General features: G+C 57.6%; 17 protein-coding genes, 5 tRNA genes and 1 pseudogene. 22 read left to right on the forward strand and 1 reads right to left on the reverse strand.

Annotation, left to right across the window (positions count from 1 at the left end):
• Window positions 1-282: 282 nt before the first annotated feature.
• Window positions 283-1,359, reverse strand: coding sequence for an MFS transporter (locus BN871_RS12435; RefSeq protein ID WP_053086977.1), 1,077 nt, complete (start codon window positions 1,357-1,359; stop codon window positions 283-285).
• Between the two features lie 292 nt (window positions 1,360-1,651).
• Here BN871_RS12435 and BN871_RS26855 point away from each other — a divergent pair, with 292 nt between their 5' ends.
• The 22 genes and pseudogenes from BN871_RS26855 to cdaA all read left to right on the forward strand — a co-directional run bounded on the left by BN871_RS26855 (window position 1,652) and on the right by cdaA (window position 18,191).
• Window positions 1,652-1,816: a DUF1328 domain-containing protein gene (locus BN871_RS26855; protein ID WP_048746322.1), complete on the forward strand. Its 165-nt coding sequence runs from the start codon at window positions 1,652-1,654 to the stop codon at window positions 1,814-1,816.
• 239 nt (window positions 1,817-2,055) lie between these two features.
• A pseudogene (locus BN871_RS12445) lies at window positions 2,056-3,426 on the forward strand (NAD(P)H-hydrate epimerase); the annotation flags it as partial.
• A 31-nt stretch (window positions 3,427-3,457) separates the two neighbouring features.
• Window positions 3,458-3,631: an NAD(P)H-hydrate dehydratase gene (locus tag BN871_RS29910; protein ID WP_332310216.1), complete on the forward strand. Its 174-nt coding sequence runs from the start codon at window positions 3,458-3,460 to the stop codon at window positions 3,629-3,631.
• A 38-nt stretch (window positions 3,632-3,669) separates the two neighbouring features.
• The gene (locus BN871_RS26860) at window positions 3,670-3,915 is read left to right on the forward strand and encodes a phage tail assembly chaperone (protein WP_232313000.1); all 246 of its coding nucleotides are present in this window, start codon (window positions 3,670-3,672) and stop codon (window positions 3,913-3,915) included.
• A gap of 177 nt (window positions 3,916-4,092) precedes the next feature.
• Window positions 4,093-4,449 carry a hypothetical protein gene (locus BN871_RS12450; RefSeq protein ID WP_048746323.1) on the forward strand — a complete coding sequence of 119 codons (357 nt, stop codon included), beginning with the start codon at window positions 4,093-4,095 and terminating at the stop codon, window positions 4,447-4,449.
• Window positions 4,436-6,088 carry a tape measure protein gene (locus BN871_RS26210; RefSeq protein ID WP_021881599.1) on the forward strand — a complete coding sequence of 551 codons (1,653 nt, stop codon included), beginning with the start codon at window positions 4,436-4,438 and terminating at the stop codon, window positions 6,086-6,088. Before BN871_RS12450 ends, BN871_RS26210 begins: the two co-directional genes overlap by 14 nt.
• A complete protein-coding gene (locus tag BN871_RS12460; protein ID WP_021881598.1) occupies window positions 6,088-6,420 on the forward strand; it encodes a DUF2577 domain-containing protein in 333 nt (110 codons plus the stop codon). The genes BN871_RS26210 and BN871_RS12460 overlap by 1 nt, the downstream gene beginning before the upstream one ends.
• Before the next feature lie 16 nt (window positions 6,421-6,436).
• A complete protein-coding gene (locus tag BN871_RS12465) occupies window positions 6,437-7,033 on the forward strand; it encodes a hypothetical protein (protein ID WP_021881597.1) in 597 nt (198 codons plus the stop codon).
• 1 nt (window position 7,034) lies between these two features.
• Window positions 7,035-7,502, forward strand: a complete 468-nt coding sequence (locus BN871_RS12470) for a phBC6A51 family helix-turn-helix protein (protein WP_021881596.1) — start codon at window positions 7,035-7,037, stop codon at window positions 7,500-7,502.
• Window positions 7,503-8,277: 775 nt separating this feature from the next.
• Window positions 8,278-8,358 (forward strand) — tRNA-Leu (locus BN871_RS12475).
• Between the two features lie 189 nt (window positions 8,359-8,547).
• Window positions 8,548-9,411 (forward strand): ABC transporter ATP-binding protein, encoded by an 864-nt coding sequence (locus BN871_RS12480; protein ID WP_048746324.1) that lies wholly within the window; start codon window positions 8,548-8,550, stop codon window positions 9,409-9,411.
• A gap of 38 nt (window positions 9,412-9,449) precedes the next feature.
• Window positions 9,450-10,244, forward strand: coding sequence for a (2Fe-2S)-binding protein (locus BN871_RS12485; RefSeq protein ID WP_021881594.1), 795 nt, complete (start codon window positions 9,450-9,452; stop codon window positions 10,242-10,244).
• 94 nt (window positions 10,245-10,338) lie between these two features.
• Window positions 10,339-10,413, forward strand: a tRNA-Gly gene (locus BN871_RS12490).
• A gap of 6 nt (window positions 10,414-10,419) precedes the next feature.
• A tRNA-Arg gene (locus BN871_RS12495) sits at window positions 10,420-10,496 on the forward strand.
• A 9-nt stretch (window positions 10,497-10,505) separates the two neighbouring features.
• A tRNA-Pro gene (locus tag BN871_RS12500) sits at window positions 10,506-10,582 on the forward strand.
• Window positions 10,583-10,590: 8 nt separating this feature from the next.
• Window positions 10,591-10,664, forward strand: a tRNA-Gly gene (locus BN871_RS12505).
• Between the two features lie 143 nt (window positions 10,665-10,807).
• Complete coding sequence (locus tag BN871_RS12510; protein ID WP_048746325.1) at window positions 10,808-11,581, forward strand: polysaccharide deacetylase family protein; 774 nt, start codon at window positions 10,808-10,810, stop codon at window positions 11,579-11,581.
• A 389-nt stretch (window positions 11,582-11,970) separates the two neighbouring features.
• Window positions 11,971-14,766 (forward strand): phosphoenolpyruvate carboxylase, encoded by a 2,796-nt coding sequence (ppc, locus tag BN871_RS12515; protein WP_021879272.1) that lies wholly within the window; start codon window positions 11,971-11,973, stop codon window positions 14,764-14,766.
• A 142-nt stretch (window positions 14,767-14,908) separates the two neighbouring features.
• Window positions 14,909-15,841, forward strand: a complete 933-nt coding sequence (locus tag BN871_RS12520) for a DMT family transporter (RefSeq protein ID WP_048746327.1) — start codon at window positions 14,909-14,911, stop codon at window positions 15,839-15,841.
• Window positions 15,838-16,413 carry an RNA polymerase sigma factor SigW gene (gene sigW / locus BN871_RS12525; RefSeq protein WP_021879271.1) on the forward strand — a complete coding sequence of 192 codons (576 nt, stop codon included), beginning with the start codon at window positions 15,838-15,840 and terminating at the stop codon, window positions 16,411-16,413. The genes BN871_RS12520 and sigW overlap by 4 nt, the downstream gene beginning before the upstream one ends.
• A gap of 144 nt (window positions 16,414-16,557) precedes the next feature.
• Window positions 16,558-17,184 carry a zf-HC2 domain-containing protein gene (locus BN871_RS12530; RefSeq protein ID WP_048746328.1) on the forward strand — a complete coding sequence of 209 codons (627 nt, stop codon included), beginning with the start codon at window positions 16,558-16,560 and terminating at the stop codon, window positions 17,182-17,184.
• A 164-nt stretch (window positions 17,185-17,348) separates the two neighbouring features.
• Complete coding sequence (cdaA, locus tag BN871_RS12535) at window positions 17,349-18,191, forward strand: diadenylate cyclase CdaA (RefSeq protein ID WP_048746329.1); 843 nt, start codon at window positions 17,349-17,351, stop codon at window positions 18,189-18,191.
• The last annotated feature ends 118 nt before the right edge of the window (window positions 18,192-18,309 follow it).

Here is an 18,309-nt window from a genome sequence, read left to right on the forward strand (position 1 = left end):
TCCCGGGAGCGAAGCATCCGGAATGGCCCTGTAGAAATGACAATGTTCGCCTTTGCCGCCGGATTTCCACTTTGGGATTAATCTAATCAGGAAATCTGGCGGCAACAGCGATCGGAAGGGCCGTCCGGCAGCGAAGCGAATTTGGGTTCACCCCGCAGGGCCGTCCGGCAGCGAAGCGAATTTGGGTTCACCCCGCAGGGCCGTCCGGCAGCGAAGCGAATTTGGGTTCACCCCGCAGGGCCATCCGGGCTGCGAAGCGAAACTGGGCTCGGATTTCAAGCTTCAGGCCTCCGCATCCACGCGTTTCTGTTCGGCCGGCCAAAGCCAGCGGCTGAGCAGGATTCCGGCTGCGCCGAGCAGAAGGATGACAACTCCGAACCGGCCGAAGATTTCCCGAGGGCCGGCCAGCTCGACCAGGAATCCGCCGAGCAGCGGAGCGGCGATCATGACCGTGCTGAGGACCATGCTCTGGATGCCGAACACCCGGCCGGTCATGCCCGGAGGCGTCTCCTTCTGAAGGCAATAATTGAAGGCGATGATGAACATGCCGTTGCCGGCTCCGAGGAGCAGGCCGAGCAAAAGGACCGGCAGCGCAGCGGCGCCGGGAGGCAGGAGACCGAGTCCCCCGACCGCCGCGCCGATCATCGCGTACCCTCCGCCCAGACGCAAGCCGTAGCCCAGGCTGCGCCCGATCTTGTTCAGGAGAGCGATAGCTCCAACCGCGCCAGCTCCAGCAGCCGCAACCAGCCAGCCGAGCATGTATTCCTTGTCGGGCGCAAGCACGAGGAACAGGCTTGCGAACTGGAAATCGACGATCTGGATCGACAACGCGCCGAGCAGGCCGAACAGCATCGTATTGCGCAGCAGCCTGTTCCGGAGGATGAAGCTCCAGCCTTCTTTCCACATTTGGCGGAACGGCAGCGGCTTGCAGCCTTCAGAAGAATCGCTGCCATTGCGGGCAGAGCCGCAGACGGCCGCAGCTTTCCCGTCAATGGCATTGATCTTGATGAACAAAAGCATGGCATAAGAGAAAAGCCGCATGCAGACATTGAATCCGATGCACCATGCGGGGGAAAGGACCGTCAAGGCCAATCCGCCCAGCAAGGGGCCGGCGATTTTGGAGCTCTGGTTCACGAGGCCGTTCAGCGAGGCTGCCTGCAGCAGCTGATCCTCCCGCACGAGGCTGCGGGTCAAGGACTGCTGGGCCGGCACATTGAGCGCGGAAACGGCGGAACGCAGCGCGAGCACCGGCAGCAGCCAGAACATGTTCGGAACGAGCAGCAGGGCGGCGGTCAGCGCAGCGGTAAGCAGATCGCACCATCGCATCAGCTGCAGCTTGTTGAGCCGGTCTGCGGCCACTCCCGCCACGGATCCCAGCAGGAGATATCCATCCCTGCGTCCTGGGCAATGTCGCGCCTCCCGCCCCTTTCTCCCGCCCTATCTCGTCATGCCCTTGTCTCTCGCAATATCTTGTCATAGATGTAGGAAAATTTAGGCATGCCCTCTGTTGTTTCGGCCCCTGCGGGCTCGGTTAATACTGCTACAACAGCGGACGGCACAGTCGTCCGGCGGGTTTGACAGAAGGGCAGGCATCCAGTCCTGCCCGGCTGTCGAATCCGTAAACTAACTTATGAAGGGTACGGTGAATCCCATGTTGAGATGGGCAGTTATTTTCCTTATCATCGCCATCGTGGCGGCAATCTTCGGTTTCGGCGGCATCGTCGGCGCAGCGGCAGGCATTGCCAAGGTCCTCTTCTTCATCTTCCTGATCCTGTTCGTCATCTCGCTCATTACGGGCCGGAGAACAACCCCTTAACGGGGCAGCGCGAACGGATAAGCAGCAGGCCGAAGCCCGTCCGGTCCCGGACGGGCCTACGCCGGAAAGCTTTCGCTTCCTTCGGGAAGCGGAAGCTTTTTTTGCGTTCCGGAACAAGGATTTTATTGAAGGAATCCGAACCAGGGTAAGAGAGGTAGGGAAGCAGCAGCCTCGAGAAGGAGGAGATGACTATGAATCTCGCAACCGCACAGCAAAGGCGCCGCCTGGAAGAGAAAGCGATGGAAGGCGGTCTCCTGACGGCGGCGACTCTGATGGAGAACGCCGGCCGCGCATTGGCCGAGGCGGTATACCGATTCGCCCTCGGCCATGAGCTTGAAGGCCCGTATGCCCGGCGCTTGCCGGGAAGTCCGGGCACAGGCGCTGTCCGCAGCTGCCGGTCCGGCGTCCATACGATCAGCAACAGCGGCGAGGTACGGCCATGGGCCATTCTGACGGGCAAGGGCCGCAACGGCGGGGACGGCCTCGCGGCCGCCAGGCATCTCGCGCTGCTCGGCGTGCCGGCGCGCATCGTCTATTCCGCTCCTCCGGAGCAGCTGGACGAGGAAGCCGTCCGCCAGCGCCGGCTGCTGCACAAGCTTCCGGCTGCGCTCCAGCCGGATGAACAAGTCTACGAGCCGGGCGCAATCGACTGGAACGGCTTCGGAGGCATCGTCGATGCCCTGCTCGGAACCGGTACGGTCTCCGGCCCGCTCCGCGAGCCCGTCGCCTCGCTGATCCGCGAAGCGAACGGCAGCGGCTTGCCGATCGTCTCGGCCGATCTGCCGAGCGGCGTCGAACCGGATACAGGCGCCGTATCGGATCCCTGCATCCAGGCTTCGGCTACCGTCGCCTTCGGCCTCGCCAAGATCGGCCTGGCCCAATATCCAGGCGTCGGAATGGCCGGCGACGTCCTCGTCGCTCCGATCGGCGCCTCTCTCGATGCTGCGGCCCTGGGCTTGCCAGCCGTCCATATGCTGTCTGAACGCGTGCTGCGGAATGCGCTGGGGGAGGAGCCGGATGACCGACGTCAGGCCGACAGCAACAAAGGGACGTACGGCCATGTGCTGACGGCTGCGGGAAGCCGCCTCATGAGCGGAGCCGGCTTGCTCTGCGCGACAGCCGCGCTGCGCTCAGGAGCCGGTCTCGTCACCTGGGCGCTGCCGGACCGCATGGCGGAAGCCGTCATCGGCCTGCGCCCGGAGCTCATGCTGGCTGCGCTTAACGATGGAGGCAGCGGCGGCTGGCAGGAAGTCGATCCCGTCGAGCTCGCCTCCGCGGCTGCGGAGATGGACTCGCTCGTCCTCGGCCCCGGCCTCGGCAAGCTTCCTCCCGGCTGGCTGCGACGGCTGTGGGAAGCTCTGCCGGAATCGCTGCCGCTCGTGCTGGATGCCGATGCGCTGAACCATCTCGCCGCAGAAAAGGACTTCGCTTCCTGGCCCCGCCGCCAGGGCGGCGTCGTCCTCACCCCGCATCCCGGCGAGATGTCCAGACTGACCGGATGGTCCACGCCGGAAGTGCAGCGGAACCGCATCGAAGCAGCCCGGCGCTACGCCTCCGGTCACGGGGTCACGCTTGTTCTGAAGGGAGTCCGCACCGTCATCGCGGCTCCGGACGGCACCTGCTTCGTGAATCCGACCGGCAATGCGGGCATGGCGACCGGCGGCACCGGGGGACGTGCTCGCAGGCATCATCGGCAGTCTGCTCGCCCAAGGAAAGAGCCCGGCAGCCGCAGCCGCTCTCGGCGTCTGGCGCCATGGAGCGGCGGGAGACCGCGCCGCAGCCGTCCGCCGCTTCCCGGCCTCCCTGATTGCCTGACCAATGACGAGATTGAGACGATCAGCGCGCAGGCAACGATTCCAGGTCCGAAAGGTACGAAGTCGCTCGACGATCGGGCGCTCAATGCCGGTATTATCGCGAAAGGTTGCGTCGATCCGGACTTTAGCGATAAAGCGCTGCAGGCGCATTACGGCGCCTCTGACGCGATTGATTGCGTAGGGAAGGCGCTGCTTCCTGGCGAGGTCATTAAGGTACTCGCGGCCATTATGGAGTCGTCCGGCTTCGGCAAAGAAGACGAAATGGTCCAAGAAGCAAAAAACTGATAAAGGCGGGCGGTGAGGCCTGGTTTATCCATGCGATATTCCAGCGCCATCACATCCCGCCGCACGAGCTTTATGCAATGGACCGCCATCACCGCGCTTTTATGTACGCATCGATGGCGGTAGTGTTCGACGAAGAGGAGAAAGCACAGAAGGAAGCAGAGAGGATGATGAAACAAAATGGACGATGAGTTATACGCAACGCTTGAGCGCGCTAGCAAAATACTCGCAATCATGGCGGAGCTAACCGAAACCAAATCGGCGGGCCTATGGCATTTTGAAACGGCATATCCGCAGGAATACCGTGAGATTACGGAGATTGCACGCTCTATACGCGTGTTACCTGACCGCGGCGTGTCGTATATGGGCTATTGCCTTCAATCATACGTGCGCGAGTACCTTGAGACGGACCGGATTCATCGCGAAAAGAGCGCGCACAGCCGCGAGGTACGTAAGCAAGGCGAATTGTTCGAGAAAACGGCGGAAAAAGCTATACACGCCGTAATGAAGGGAGTGTTAGGTAATGGCGGGATTTGATTTAATCGCGCGAATAAAGTTAGTCGATCAAATGTCGCCAGGCCTGCGGACAGCTACGCGTTACGTAGGCGAAATGCGCAGGGCTACCGAGTTGACAAAAGCGGCAACGACTGGTTACGCCAGCGCTACCGACAGCCTGCGTAGCTCATTATCGCGCGTAACCTCACCTAGCCAACAGTTTAGGCGCGAGATGAACGAGTCAAGAAACTCGCTGCTCGGCGTTAGAACCGCGTTCCTATCGCTCGGTAGATCGATGGCGGGCGGCCTCGCGTTCGGCGCTATTGGTGCAGGCGCGATCGGTATCGGCGCTACGCTGGCGGCCGGTATATCCGCGAGTGTGAAGGGGCTTAAGTTGGCTTCCGATGCGGAGCAGGCGAATATCGCGTTTACGACGATGTTAGGCAGCGCGGCAAAGGCGAAGACGTTCCTTGCGCAGCTTACGGAATTTGCGAATAAAACACCGTTCGAGATGCCGCAATTGCGAGACGCATCTAAGCGACTCCTCGCGTTTGGATTCGCGTCTAAGCAAATTATTCCGATGATGACCGGACTCGGAAACGCAGCCGCTGGTCTCGGTCTTGGCGCGGACGGTATAGATCGTCTGTCCCTTGCCATCGGACAAATCAAGGCGAAAGGTAAACTGCAGGGCGATGAGGCGATGCAACTCACAGAGGCGGGCATACCGGTATGGGACATTCTCGCGAAGAAGGTAAAGACGACAACCTCCAAGATGATTGAATTATCTTCGAAAGGACTCGTTCCTGCTAACTTCGCGATTAAGACGCTAATCGAAGGGTTAAACGAACGCTTTCCTAAAATGATGGATAAGCAATCGAAATCCCTCGCTGGCATGTACTCTACAATTAAGGATACGTTTAGTTCGAAGATCCTTACGAAGTGGGGTCAGGGCATCGCGGACGGTATTCGGCCAAATCTTACGAAGATGCTAACGTGGATTAATAGCAATGGCAGGGCAATAGATCAGTGGGGCGCCCGTCTTCGAAGTATAGCGGCCTCCGGATCTTCTTTCTTTTCTAACATGGTAAGCAGCGCGACACAGTACCTTGATAAACTCTTCAAGCGTCCGGAGTTTAAATCGATTCAGACTATTCAAGGTAAAATTAAGTACGTGTTCGATGACATCCAGAAGGTATTTAACGATTGGTGGAGCGCGTCCGGCCGCCAGGTGTTTGAGGAAGGCTCAAGTCGTATCACAAAGGCGCTTCTATCCACGCTAGAGAACTCGCTTCCACAGATGATCGATATCGGAACTAAACTCGGTTCAGGTGTCGCCGCGGGAATGTGGTCGGGGATGCAACAGTCGAAATCACTCGGATGGTTCTTTAAAGTCCGCGATTTTATGACCCCGCAATTCATGGATGACTTTTGGAATTGGTCCGGTAATCAACTCGGTCTAAAAGGAAATAGCGCTCCGTCAACGCCTAGCGACATTAAGCTTACGATGCCGGACTTTGGATTAAATGGCGGAGGCGGAGGTACAACCGTTACTCAATCGTTAGGGCCGCGAACGGTTACGAATAATATTCGCGTTGATATGACCGGCTCAACCGTCCGTAACGACGCCGACATTGACCGTATCGCGAAGCAAATCGCGAAGCATGTAGCGGTGGCCTACTAATGCCAGGCACATTCGAAATGCCGGAAGGGTCCGGATACGCCCAATTGCGCGCCGCGATCAAGCATGTAGGATATAACAAGGACGTCGATTTCGAATTCGGCACGGTAACAGCGGCGCCAGATATCCGCGTCAAACTCGATAACGTACCGTTCGAACTCGACGACGGCGATTTCGATATTGCCGAATGCCTACGCGACCATACCGTTACGCTCCGCTATCCTAACGGCGAGCGCGTAGAGGTGACGGTCGAGGCCGGCCTTAAATTGGGCGATCGCGTAGTTGTCGCGTCATATAACAATGATCAGCGCTATCTTATCTTGGCGAGGGTGTAACGAAAGGAGGACGCAAATGTACCGTAACACAACCGAAGAAATACGCGTAGATATCGCGGATCTGAAGGAGAGGCTGCGCCAGCACCGTATCGAGAGCGGTAGGAATCCGGACCCGCCTCCGCGACCTAAGTTCGTGGATGTGCCGCTGTCTATCGCGATGGTGGAACGTCTTAAACCGTTCAGACAAATCGCGGTGAAGTATGCGGCGATTATCGCGGACGGTCGCGCGGTCCGGGTTGATACGGATAAATTCGCTGAATACGAACGCCTTTCGGAGCTTCTATGCTTCTCGAAAGGCTTTTGGAGTACGACGATGGGCGGATTTGTCCGTAATATTAAGAACGTTATGAACAAGGTCAACAATGCTATCGATGAGGATTCACTTGAAGACTTCGATCTATTGGCCGAAGCGCGTAAACTCGCGATCATGTTCCGTATCTTTGACGACATTCGTGTTAGAGACCACGACGGATACGCTTATTACGCGGAGAATCGCGACATCCTACGTTTCGATGAAACCAACCGCATGTGTAGCGATGAGGAAGCGTACCAGGCAGCTTTTGACGAAGCATGGGCGCATTACCAAACTATAAAAGACGAGGAGTACGACTAATATGAGCGGAAGCAAACGGCGTAGGATTTTAGAGGCGCAACTTACCGGCCAGCAGAAGCGTGCGGCTGAACTACTGGTCGCGAATGAATGGGCGGAGCTGACAGAAGATGGCCGTAAGAAGACGATGCAGGAACTCGCGGATGAAATCTCTATCGCTAGATCCACCTTGTACGAGTGGAAGGCGAATGAATCGTTCAGCGACTACGTGAACTATCTAACGGATAAACAGCTCGAATCGATGCGCGGCGAGGTGAACGTCGGTATCATGCGACTTATTCGCGGAGGGGCTAACGGGATTCCTTCTGTCAAGGCGCTTGATTTGTATCTTCGGAGGTTCGCGCTGCTGACCGATAAGACCATCGTCGAGGACACGCGAGATACCGTTCTTACGCGCCAGAAGACGGACGAAGAGGTGCGCAAGGATATCGCCGAGCTTGACGCGATGATTAACGGTGAGAAGACGGAATAACAAACGGGGCGTAATCGTATCCATAACGGGTGCGGTTGCGCCCCTTTTTTCGTTGCGTGTCCGATTGGCCGTACGCACGGCAAACGGTTATTATCGCGTCAGAACGGCGCAAACGAGCGAATATGACGATTACATATCGTAATGATTACGGACAGTATCGGACGAAATAGGCGATTCCCTGCGACTGGTACCGCGTATAGCCTGCACGACGCTCCCGGCGGACGCCCTCCGTCAAACTCACGGGTCAGCAGCGCCAGACGATCGCCCGTTTATATGCGCAATAGTACAAATTGACAGCGATCGGCTTCGCTATCTGTTCGCATCAATAGCGAATAAATGGCGTAATGGCGCGGTATACCCGTACGAACACCGAACGGGGGAGGTACGCGCTAGATTCATGATCTTGCGAAGAGGGAGTCGCGATGAAGCAGAATTCGACCTGACGCTTTATCGCGGTGAAGCGTAACCCCCATGCCGGCCGGTCGGAGGGGTGCGGCTGCCGCTCATACACTGCAAATATCAATTTTTCAAACGGGGGTCAAGCGTCCATTTTCGCCCTTATAATAGGAAGCGTTTTTTCGCGTTGACTTGTCGGCCGGCTTCGTGTATTATGAATTTTGCGCGGTTGAGAGGCACGCTTTTCTCTGAATCGGCGCGTTCAGTCGGATTTATCCCCGTTGCATAGCGGATCGCCTTTCGGAGTAGCCTAGCGTTGAATCTTACGCGGCCTGCCGAAAAAGACGCGGTGCAAAAACGGGCTAAACCGCACCATCATGCGCGTATGGCGGAATTGGCAGACGCACCAGACTTAGGATCTGGCGCCTTCGGCGTGGGGGTTCAAGTCCCTCTACGCGCATCCACAAAACCTTGAGAAATCAAGGTTTTTTTTGTTTTTCCGAATAAAAGGCTGAATCGTCGCGAGCGGCTTAACCACATAAATCTTTGACATTTCAATTGAGAACCGTTATCATACATTGTATAATGATAATCGTTATCAAATAATCGGGTCGCAGCGATCCGCATAAGCAGAGAGGAGCTTGCAGCCATGGTTCGATTGACGACCAGCCAGCTGGATATAGCCTATGAAAAGAGACAGATCGTCCGTGACCTCAACCTGAGCATTCCTCAGGGGAAAATCACGGCGCTGGTAGGGTCTAACGGCTCCGGCAAGTCGACGATTCTGAAGACGATGGCTCGCCTGATGTCTCCTCAAAACGGACAGGTGCTGCTTGACGGCAAGTCCATCCATAAGCAGGCCACCAAGGAAGTCGCCAAGGAATTGGCGATTCTGCCTCAGAACCCGACGGCTCCCGATGGCCTGACGGTGCAGGAGCTTGTCTCCTACGGCCGGTTCCCTTATCAGAAGGGATTTGCCTCCATGCGCAAGGAAGACCGCGAGATCGTGGACTGGGCGCTTCAGGCGACGAGCATGACGGAATTCGCGGATCGTCCTGTGGACCAGCTGTCGGGCGGACAGCGGCAGCGGGGATGGATTGCCATGGCGCTGGCTCAGGAGACGGATATCCTCTTCCTCGACGAACCGACGACATTTCTCGATATGGCTCATCAGCTCGACGTTCTGCAGCTTCTTGAAGAGCTGAACGAGCAGGCGAAGAGGACGATTGTCATGGTGGTCCATGACTTGAACCATGCCTCGCGCTTCGCCCACCATATGATCGCGATCAAATCAGGCCGAGTTATGGCCGAGGGCGCGCCGGCTGAAGTCATGACGCCTGCCGTAATGAGGGATGTATTCGGCATCGAAGCCGATATCGTATCGGATCCGCGTACAGGAGTTCCTCTGTGCCTTCCATACGCTTTGGCGCCCAAAGAAAAGCGCAGGGAAACGGTGGCTGCAGCGGCATTGGAGCCGCAGCAGGTATTGCAGGCGGCTGTTTCGGGCCGTTAGAACGTCTAGTAACGGAGTTTAGGAATCGAGGGATAAGCATGAACGCAGATATCAGGCAGAAGCTTTCAGACAAGCATGGACTGCTCTGGGAGCTTCCCGATGGAATTCATATGACCGCTACCGCAGAGGAGCTGGCGCGGCCAGACACGGCATCCCGGTTCCTGGAGCTGTATGCAGGCCTGCTTCCGTCCACTTCGATTCAGCCTTCGGCTACTTACTTCTGTTCCTGGGCGAGAAGCCTTACAAGCGCGGTGCATTGGCTCCTGGCCAGCCGCGGCGGCTGCCTGTCGGTAGCTCCGCAGGATTGGACCGTCGTGCTTGCCAAGCCGGGAGCGTACGCTTCCATCAGCTTCATGCCTTCCTCCGCCACGCTTGTCACAGTGGAGGGCGACGGCTCGGCTATCGACCCGCAGACCGTCATGGACCGTTTATACGGAGAGCTGATCGCACCTATTTTCCGCACCTTCGCTGATGTGTCCGGCGTTCGCCAGAACGACCTGTGGCGGCTCATGGCGACCAATCTGAACTATACCAAGGCGACACTGCTTGCAGACTCCCCCGCAGAAAATGAATTCATGTCCTTGGAATCGGACTTTCGTTATGTGCTGACTGAAATGCCAGGCGAGAAGGTAGGGTTGGATCGCAATCCGCTGGCCATTCCGATGAGATATGTGGACAATCCGTACAAGCCCGGGGAGCAGAGCATGATGCGGGCTTCATGCTGCCTGGCTTACATGACGGACTTCGCGAAATACTGCTATACTTGTCCAAGGCTCAAATCTTCCGAACGCGACAGAATGATACAGGAAATCCGGGAGATGCAGAAGGTTTAAAAGAACAAAAAACAATTTCAAAAAAACACTTGCATTCCTTTGGGCAAGCTGATATATTATTACTTGTCGCGCTGAACAAAAGCGATGACAACAAGCGGAAGTGGCTCAGCGGTAGAGCATCGCCTTGCCAAGGCGAGGGTCGCGGGTTCGATTCCCGTCTTCCGCTCCATAGTGTGTGCCCGTAGCTCAGCTGGATAGAGCATTTGACTACGAATCAAAAGGTCGGGAGTTCGAATCTCTCCGGGCACGCCATTTAAATATCGGGATGTAGCTCAGCTTGGTAGAGCACCTGGTTTGGGACCAGGGGGTCGCATGTTCAAATCGTGTCATCCCGACCATTTAGTTTGCGGGTGTAGTTCAATGGTAGAACTTCAGCCTTCCAAGCTGATAGCGTGGGTTCGATTCCCATCACCCGCTCCATATTTACATAACCTTTCTAATCCTTGCCCTCGGGCAGGGATTTTTTGTTTGGATTGTTGTTTTTGGGATGGAATGCGGCCCCCTTGGGAAACCTGAATCGGAATGAGAATCGGGTTGCCTAGCCCATGCAAGGGGGTTGCAAGATGCCTACGAAGAGATTTGTCGGTGCGGCGAAAAAGCCGCGCTGGATGCTGCTCGGCATAGCAGCGATTATCGGTACCGGGTACGCGGCGCCTCAGGGGGAGAAGGGCAGAGACTATTTCGAGTCGACGGGCCAGGCGTTATGGGAAGTGAGATCCGATCAAAAAGTAATCGCGATGACTTTCGACGACGGACCTGACCCGGTAAAGACCGCCCTCATCCTCGACGTACTGAAGGAATACGAAGCGAAGGCTACTTTTTTCGTCATCGGTAAAAATGCGGAGAAATATCCGGATGTCGTAAGAAGGGAAGCGGAGGAAGGCCATGAAGTAGCCAACCATACGTATACCCATCTGATGAGGCAGCCGCCTCAAGTAGACAAGCTGATCCGTGAAGTGAAGCGCAGCCAGGCGGTGCTGACCGGCATTACCGGCATCAAGCCGGTGCTGTTCCGGCCGCCGGGAGGCATTTACAACGAGCGGATGTTGCAAGCGATGAAACAAGAAGGGATGATGACGATCCTCTGGTCATGGCATCAGGACACGCGCGATTGGGCTCGGCCGGGCACAAGCGCCATCGTGAATAAAGTCATGCGGAACGTGCGGAGCGGCGATATCATTCTTTTCCATGACCGGGTGGAGCACAGCATGCAGACGATCGAAGCGCTGAAACAGATTCTTCCCAGCCTGAAGAAACAGGGATACCGGTTCGTTACGGTCAGTGAGCTGATCCGGTACGACAGCCGGCCGATATGGAACAAAGCCGAAAAGCCTTGAGCGACTCAAGGCTTTTTTCTTGTATGCCGCGTATGGATGCCGCTGCTTTACCGCTGTGACTCACCAAAAAATACTGGCTTCGACAGTCTTCTATCCCAAAAGGTTTTGTAGTATGATGATTAAAGCGATTTTTAGGCACCAGTTAGCGGGTAAGACGGGCCAGAGGGCCGGCCGTACATGACGTTTGAGCAGCAAGGGTTTGAGGTAATGGCATGAACATGCCGTACGCCTCGATACGACGCCTTGTTATTCAGCGTACCGGTAACCGGAGCGGGGCTAGCAGGAGAGCAGCCGCGCTTACCGTGTTTGCAAAATCAGCCATTTCATGCACTCTACGCTAACGATGCGGTTCCGCCCGCCTTGGGCAAGGAACCTGGAGGAGGAACAGAATGTCGGAACAGGCTGTAACCGCCCAAGCGGCGAATCGCCCGCAATCGAATAATCTGCTGCGCCGAGACGTCCGTTTCTTGGGAAATATTCTAGGGGATGTACTCGTTCACCAGGGCGGCAAGGAGCTGCTGGAAGTCGTGGAGAGAATCCGCGAGATGAGCAAGGCGCTGCGCGCCGAGTTCGTGACGGAGCTGTACGATGAGTTCAAGCAGACGATTACGACGCTGGACCCAGATATCCGCCATCAGGTTATCCGGGCATTTGCAATCTATTTCCAGCTGGTCAATATTGCAGAACAGAACCATCGGATCCGGCGCAAGAGGGACTATGAGCGCTCGGCTGGAGAAGCGGTGCAGCCGGGCTCGATCGAAGCGGCTGTCCAAGGGCTGCAGGAGCGCCATATCTCCATCGACGACGTGAAATCCATGCTGAACGACATTTCCCTCGAGCTCGTCATGACGGCTCATCCGACGGAGGCGACCCGCCGCGTCGTGCAGGACATCCACAAGCGGATCGCTGTCGGCATGATGGAGCTGGACAATCCGAACCTGACCTACCGGGAGCGGGAGAAGCTGCGCGAAGGGCTGCTCAATGAAGTGCTCATCCTTTGGCAGACCGATGAGCTGCGCGACCGCAAGCCTACGGTCATCGACGAGGTGCGCAACGGCCTTTATTATTTCGACGAAACGCTGTTCGAAGTTCTTCCCAACGTCTACGAGGAACTGGAGCGCTGCCTTCACAAATATTATCCGGAAGAGCAGTGGCATGTGCCGACTTACCTGAAGTTCGGCTCGTGGATCGGCGGCGACCGGGACGGCAACCCTTCCGTCAAGGCCAAGGTGACCTGGGAGACGCTGACGCTGCACAAGCAGCTCGCGCTCCGCAAGTATGAGACCGTCCTGAAGCAATGGATGGAGATTCTCAGCTTCAGCACGAATATCGTGGAAGTGCCGGCGGAGCTGATGGATTCCATCGCAAAGGATCAGCAGAGCGTCGAGCTGCGAGGCGTCGACAGATGGCGCAACGTCAAGGAGCCGTACAAGATCAAGCTCAGCTACATGCTTGAGAAGCTTGTCAACACGGGAGACGATTCCCTTCGCGGCTCGTCCACGCGCTACGGCAGTCCGGATGAATTCAAGGAGGACCTGCTGCTCATCGACCGCAGCCTGCGTTCCCATTATGCGGATTATACGGCCGATACGCATGTCCGCAAGCTGATCCGCCAGGTGGAGCTGTTCGGCTTCCATATGGCTGCGCTCGACATCCGCCAGCACAGCCAGGAGCATGAGAACGCCATGGCGGAGGTTCTGGCGAAGATGCATATCGTCGAGGACTACGCGGCGATGGGCGAAGAAGAGAAGATCGCGCTGCTGGCCAAGCTGCTGGACGATCCGCGTCCGCTTACGTCGGGCCATCTGGATTATTCCGAGAGCACCCGCGAATGCCTGGACGTCTACCAGACCGTCTACCGCGCCCAGCAGGAGTTCGGCACGGACTGCATTTCCAGCTACCTGATCAGCATGACCCAAGGCGCCAGCGATATGCTGGAGGTCATGGTATTCGCCAAGGAAGTGGGCCTCTTCCGCAAGGAAGCGGACGGCTCGGTGCGATGCACGCTCCAGTCGGTGCCGCTCTTCGAGACGATTGACGACCTGCATGCCGCGCCGGAGATCATGAAGAGGCTGTTCGAGCTGCCGCTGTACCGCCAAGCCGTTGAGGCAAGAGGCAACCAGCATGAGATCATGCTGGGCTACTCCGACAGCAACAAGGACGGCGGTGTCGTTACGGCCAACTGGGAGCTGCGCATGGCCCTCAACGATATTACGGAGACGGGCGCGCAATACGGCGTCAAGCTCAAGTTCTTCCACGGCCGGGGCGGGGCGCTGGGCCGGGGCGGCATGCCGCTCGGCCGCAGCATTCTCGCTCAGCCTCCGCATACGATCGGAGGCGGAATCAAGATCACGGAGCAGGGCGAGGTGCTCTCGTCGCGCTACTCGATGCAAGGAATCGCGTACCGCAGCCTGGAGCAGGCGACTTGGGCGCTGCTGACCGCGGCGCGGCTCGCGATGCATCCGGAGCAAATGGCTCCCGAAAATCCGGAATGGAATGAGATCGCCAAGGAGATCTCCGAGACGGCTCAGCGGAAGTACCAGGATCTGATCTTCCGGGATCCGGACTTCATGGAGTTCTTCAAGGGAACGACTCCGCTGTCCGAAGTGGGCGAGCTCAACATCGGGTCGCGCCCGTCCAAGCGCAAGAACAGCGACCGCTTCGAGGATCTGCGCGCGATTCCTTGGGTATTCGCCTGGACGCAGAGCCGTTACCTGCTTCCGGCCTGGTACGCCGCCGGAACCGCGTTCCGGAGTTATGCCGGCGCGGATGAGAAGCGGCTCCAGACCCTTCAGGAGATGTACAAGGACTTCCCGTTCTTCCGCTCGCTTGTCGACAACCTGCAAATGGCCATGGCCAAAGCCGATCTGATCATCGCTAGAGAATATGCCGGCATGATTCAGAACGATGGGGTCCGTGACCGGATCTTCCGCCTCGTCGAGGAGGAATACGCTCTGACGTTGAAGTTCATTCTCGACATTACGGGACAAAAGGACTTGCTGGACAACGTTCCGGTCATACAGGAATCGATCCGCTTGCGCAATCCATACGTCGATCCGCTCAGCTATCTTCAAGTGGAGCTGCTGACGGAGCTGCGCCAGGAAGAGGGCGACAACGCCCATCTGCTGCGCGAAGTGCTGCTCACGATCAACGGAATTGCCGCAGGCCTCCGCAATACAGGCTGATAGCCTGAACGGAAAAGCACCGCATCTACACCAGGTTGACTGGTTCATCCGAAGGAAAGGCAGCAAGCGGCCGCACTGCTCAACTATGAGCGCTGCGGCCTTCTTGCTGCCTTTCCCGGCCTGAAAGGGGCGCCCAGAGGCTATGGGGAGACTGGCAAGAGAAGGCTATTGGACATCCGTGCTGCTCGTGCTGCTCGGGGCATCCAGCTACGGATTGATGTCGCCGCTCATCAAGCATGTGTATGGATTCGGGTATACGTTCAGCCAGGTTGTCGTGCATCAGCTGGCTGCCGGGACCGCGATGCTGTGGATCGTGGCTGCAGCGGCGGGGAAACGGCGGGGGGCTTCCTTGCGGCCCCGTCTATCCATGGGGCAATGGGCGGGGCTTGCTCTCATCGGCACGGCAGGACTCGCGATGACGACGGTGCTGTACAATCAAGCCCTGCAAGGGCTCAAGGCCTCCTTTGCCATCGTCTTGCTTTTTCAGTTCACCTGGATTACGATTGCGCTAGACAGTATCTGGAGCCGCCGTCTTCCCGGCTGGGGAAGGCTGGGATGCGTGGCGGTCATTCTGGCGGGCACGGTGCTCGCGCTCGGAATCGGCAGAGCCTCCTGGCCGCACGCCGCGGCCATGCCGCTGTTGTGCGGACTAGGCGCCGCGGTCACCTACAGCCTGTATCTGGCGGGAACCGGACGATTCCGGGCGGATCTCAATCCTTCCGCGGCTTCTGCTATAATGGTCACATTCGGATTTATATTGGTCCTGGCGCTGTTCGGCAGAGGCGCATGGGCAGGAGACGCCGAACCCCGGCTCGTCTTGTGGGCGGTCATGCTTGCGCTGCTCGGGCAAGTTATCCCCACGCTGCTGTTCACGATCGGGATTCCGCGCATAGGGAGCAGCCTTGCCGCGCTGCTGGGGGCCATGGAGCTGCCGGTAGCGGCAGCGGCAGCCTGGCTGATCGGAGGAGAGACGCTCAGCGCCCTCCAGCTGGGAGGCATAGCGGCTATTCTGGCCGGCATCGCGCTGGCGCAGAAGGCTCCCGCCAAGGAAAGTCCGGCAAGTCTGGAGGAATGAATGCAGTGAAATCCATCGAAGCCAACCTCATCCGCCTCGCGCTCAAGGGAGACCAGCGGGCGTTTGCGGATTTGGTTGGCATGTATCAGGACAAGTTATACCATTTGGCTTACCGGATGCTGTACAACCGCCAGGAAGCGGAGGATGCCGTTCAGGAGACGTTCCTGAGGGTGTTCCGCAATATGGAGCGGTATGACGAGTCGATGAAGTTCTCGACCTGGATCTACCGGATTACGACCAATCTGGCCATCGACCGGCTGCGCCGCCGCAAGCCGGGCTTCTCGCTGGATGCGGAGGTGCCGGAGCATGACGGGCTGGACGGTTATTCCATGTTCGCCAGCGAGGATGCATCTCCGGAGGACGAGGTGCTGCTGTCGGAGACCCAGCGGATCATCCGCACCGCGATCGAGACGCTGCCTCCAAAGTACAAATCCGTCATGGTGCTGCGTTACTTGGAGGACTTGTCGCTGCAGGAGATCAGCGATGTGCTCGATATGCCGGTCACGACGATCAAGACGCGCGTCCATAGGGGAAGGGAATTCCTCCGCAAGAAGCTTGAGCACAAATTATAAGCCGCAGGGCTTCACATAACAGGCTCAAAAAAAACGAAACACAACCCGATCTCGCAACGTAAGCTATGAAGTAGAGCGCCGATCAGCGCGTTTTTCAAAAGTCATCGGGAAACGACCCGTTCCCTGAAGAAAGGACTGGCTGCCATGAAATGCAATGTCGCCATCGTTTGGATGCATGACTATATAGACGGCGAGCTGCCCCGCGAGGACGCCGTCGTTCTGAAGGAGCATCTGCTTTCCTGTCCGGGATGCCGGGCACGCTTCGAGCAGCTCGAGAAGACCGAGGCGCTGCTATCCTCCGCCATGACGGAACCGAGGGAGCCGATGCTTGCGCCTGCGGCTTCGGCGGCGCTGACCGAAAGAATTCTAAAACAAATTCCCCCTCCGGCTCGTCATAGAGATTGGACGGGATGGATTCGCAGACATCCTGCCTTGACGGCAGCGGCTGTCTTCGTGCTGGTCATGCTGGCCAGCTTCACGCCTGCCGTCAACAACGGTTCCGAGCTTATCGTGCGCGGCGACGATCTGAGACAGGTCGTCATCGACGGTCATACGGTCATCGTTCCCGAAGGCGCCCATCTGAAGGGCAGCCTGACGGTCGAGAACGGCATCGCCGACGTGCGGGGAGACGTGCAGGGCAGCGTCACGGTTGTGGACGGCTCTCTGCTGACGGCCTCCACGGCTCACATCGCCGGTCAGACACGCAAGATCGACCAGCTGCTGGACCGGCTTTGGTACAAGGTGACCCAGACTTTCGGAAGCACTCCGTGAAGGCTACAGGCCACGCTCCCTGCGCAAGGGAGCTTTTTTTTTTGCTTGACAAGGATTTGTGGTAAGCTAACTAGAAAAGAATAGAGTTAGCACAACACTCAGGGTCAGCCTGCGGACAACAGAAAAAAAAGACATCCGGCAGGCAGCGGGCGGGGGTATCAAACATGAGATTTTTCACGGAAATGACTTGGCAGAGCTGGATCCGCAACGTGATCGACATCGGCATCGTCAGTTATATCATATACAAGCTAATTCTGCTGGTACGTGGCACCCGGGCCGTGCAGCTGATCAAAGGGATCTTCATGCTTGTGGCGACTTGGGCCATCAGCACCTGGTTGGATCTGTACACCTTGAAGTGGCTCATGAACCAAATGTTCACCTTCGGAGTCGTGACGGTGCTCGTCATCTTCCAGCCGGAGCTGCGCCGGGCGCTGGAGCAGCTCGGCCGGGGCAAGCTGTTCGCACGCACCTCGTCGGCGGATCGGGATCAGCTCAACGAGCGGATTACCGAGCTGATCAAGGCGATACAGTTCATGTCCAAGCGCCGGATCGGAGCGCTCATCGTATTCGAGCGCATGACCGGCCTTACGGAGCTGATCGAATCCGGCATCAAGATGGAATCGCGCATCAGCTCGGAGCTGCTCATCAATATTTTCACTCCGAACACGCCGCTCCACGACGGAGCGGTCATCATCCGGGGACCGCAAATCACGGCGGCCGCCTGTTATTTGCCTCTCTCCGAGAACCCCTTCATCAGCAAGGAGCTCGGAACCCGCCACCGCGCCGCGATCGGAGTCAGCGAAGTGACCGATGCGGTATCCGTCGTCGTCTCCGAAGAGACGGGACAGGTTACTCTTGCCGTTGGCGGCATCATCGTGCGGGACATCAAGGAGGAGTCTCTCATCTCCAAGCTGTTCGAGGAGCTGACGCTGCAAAGCTCCGTGAAAGCGAAGCAGAGATCCAGATTCAGCCTGCGCAAAAAGAAAGAAGGCGATGCCAATGGATAAATGGCTCAGCCATCCAACGGCCATCAAGATCCTGTCGGTCGTCTATCKGCCTTTTCAGCCCGAAGCAAAAACAGCCGGAGTAATAAGAAACAACTGCATATTCAGCCGGAATTTAACC

The organism is Paenibacillus sp. P22, assembly GCF_000469945.2.
Lineage (GTDB): Bacteria > Bacillota > Bacilli > Paenibacillales > Paenibacillaceae > Paenibacillus_O > Paenibacillus_O humicus.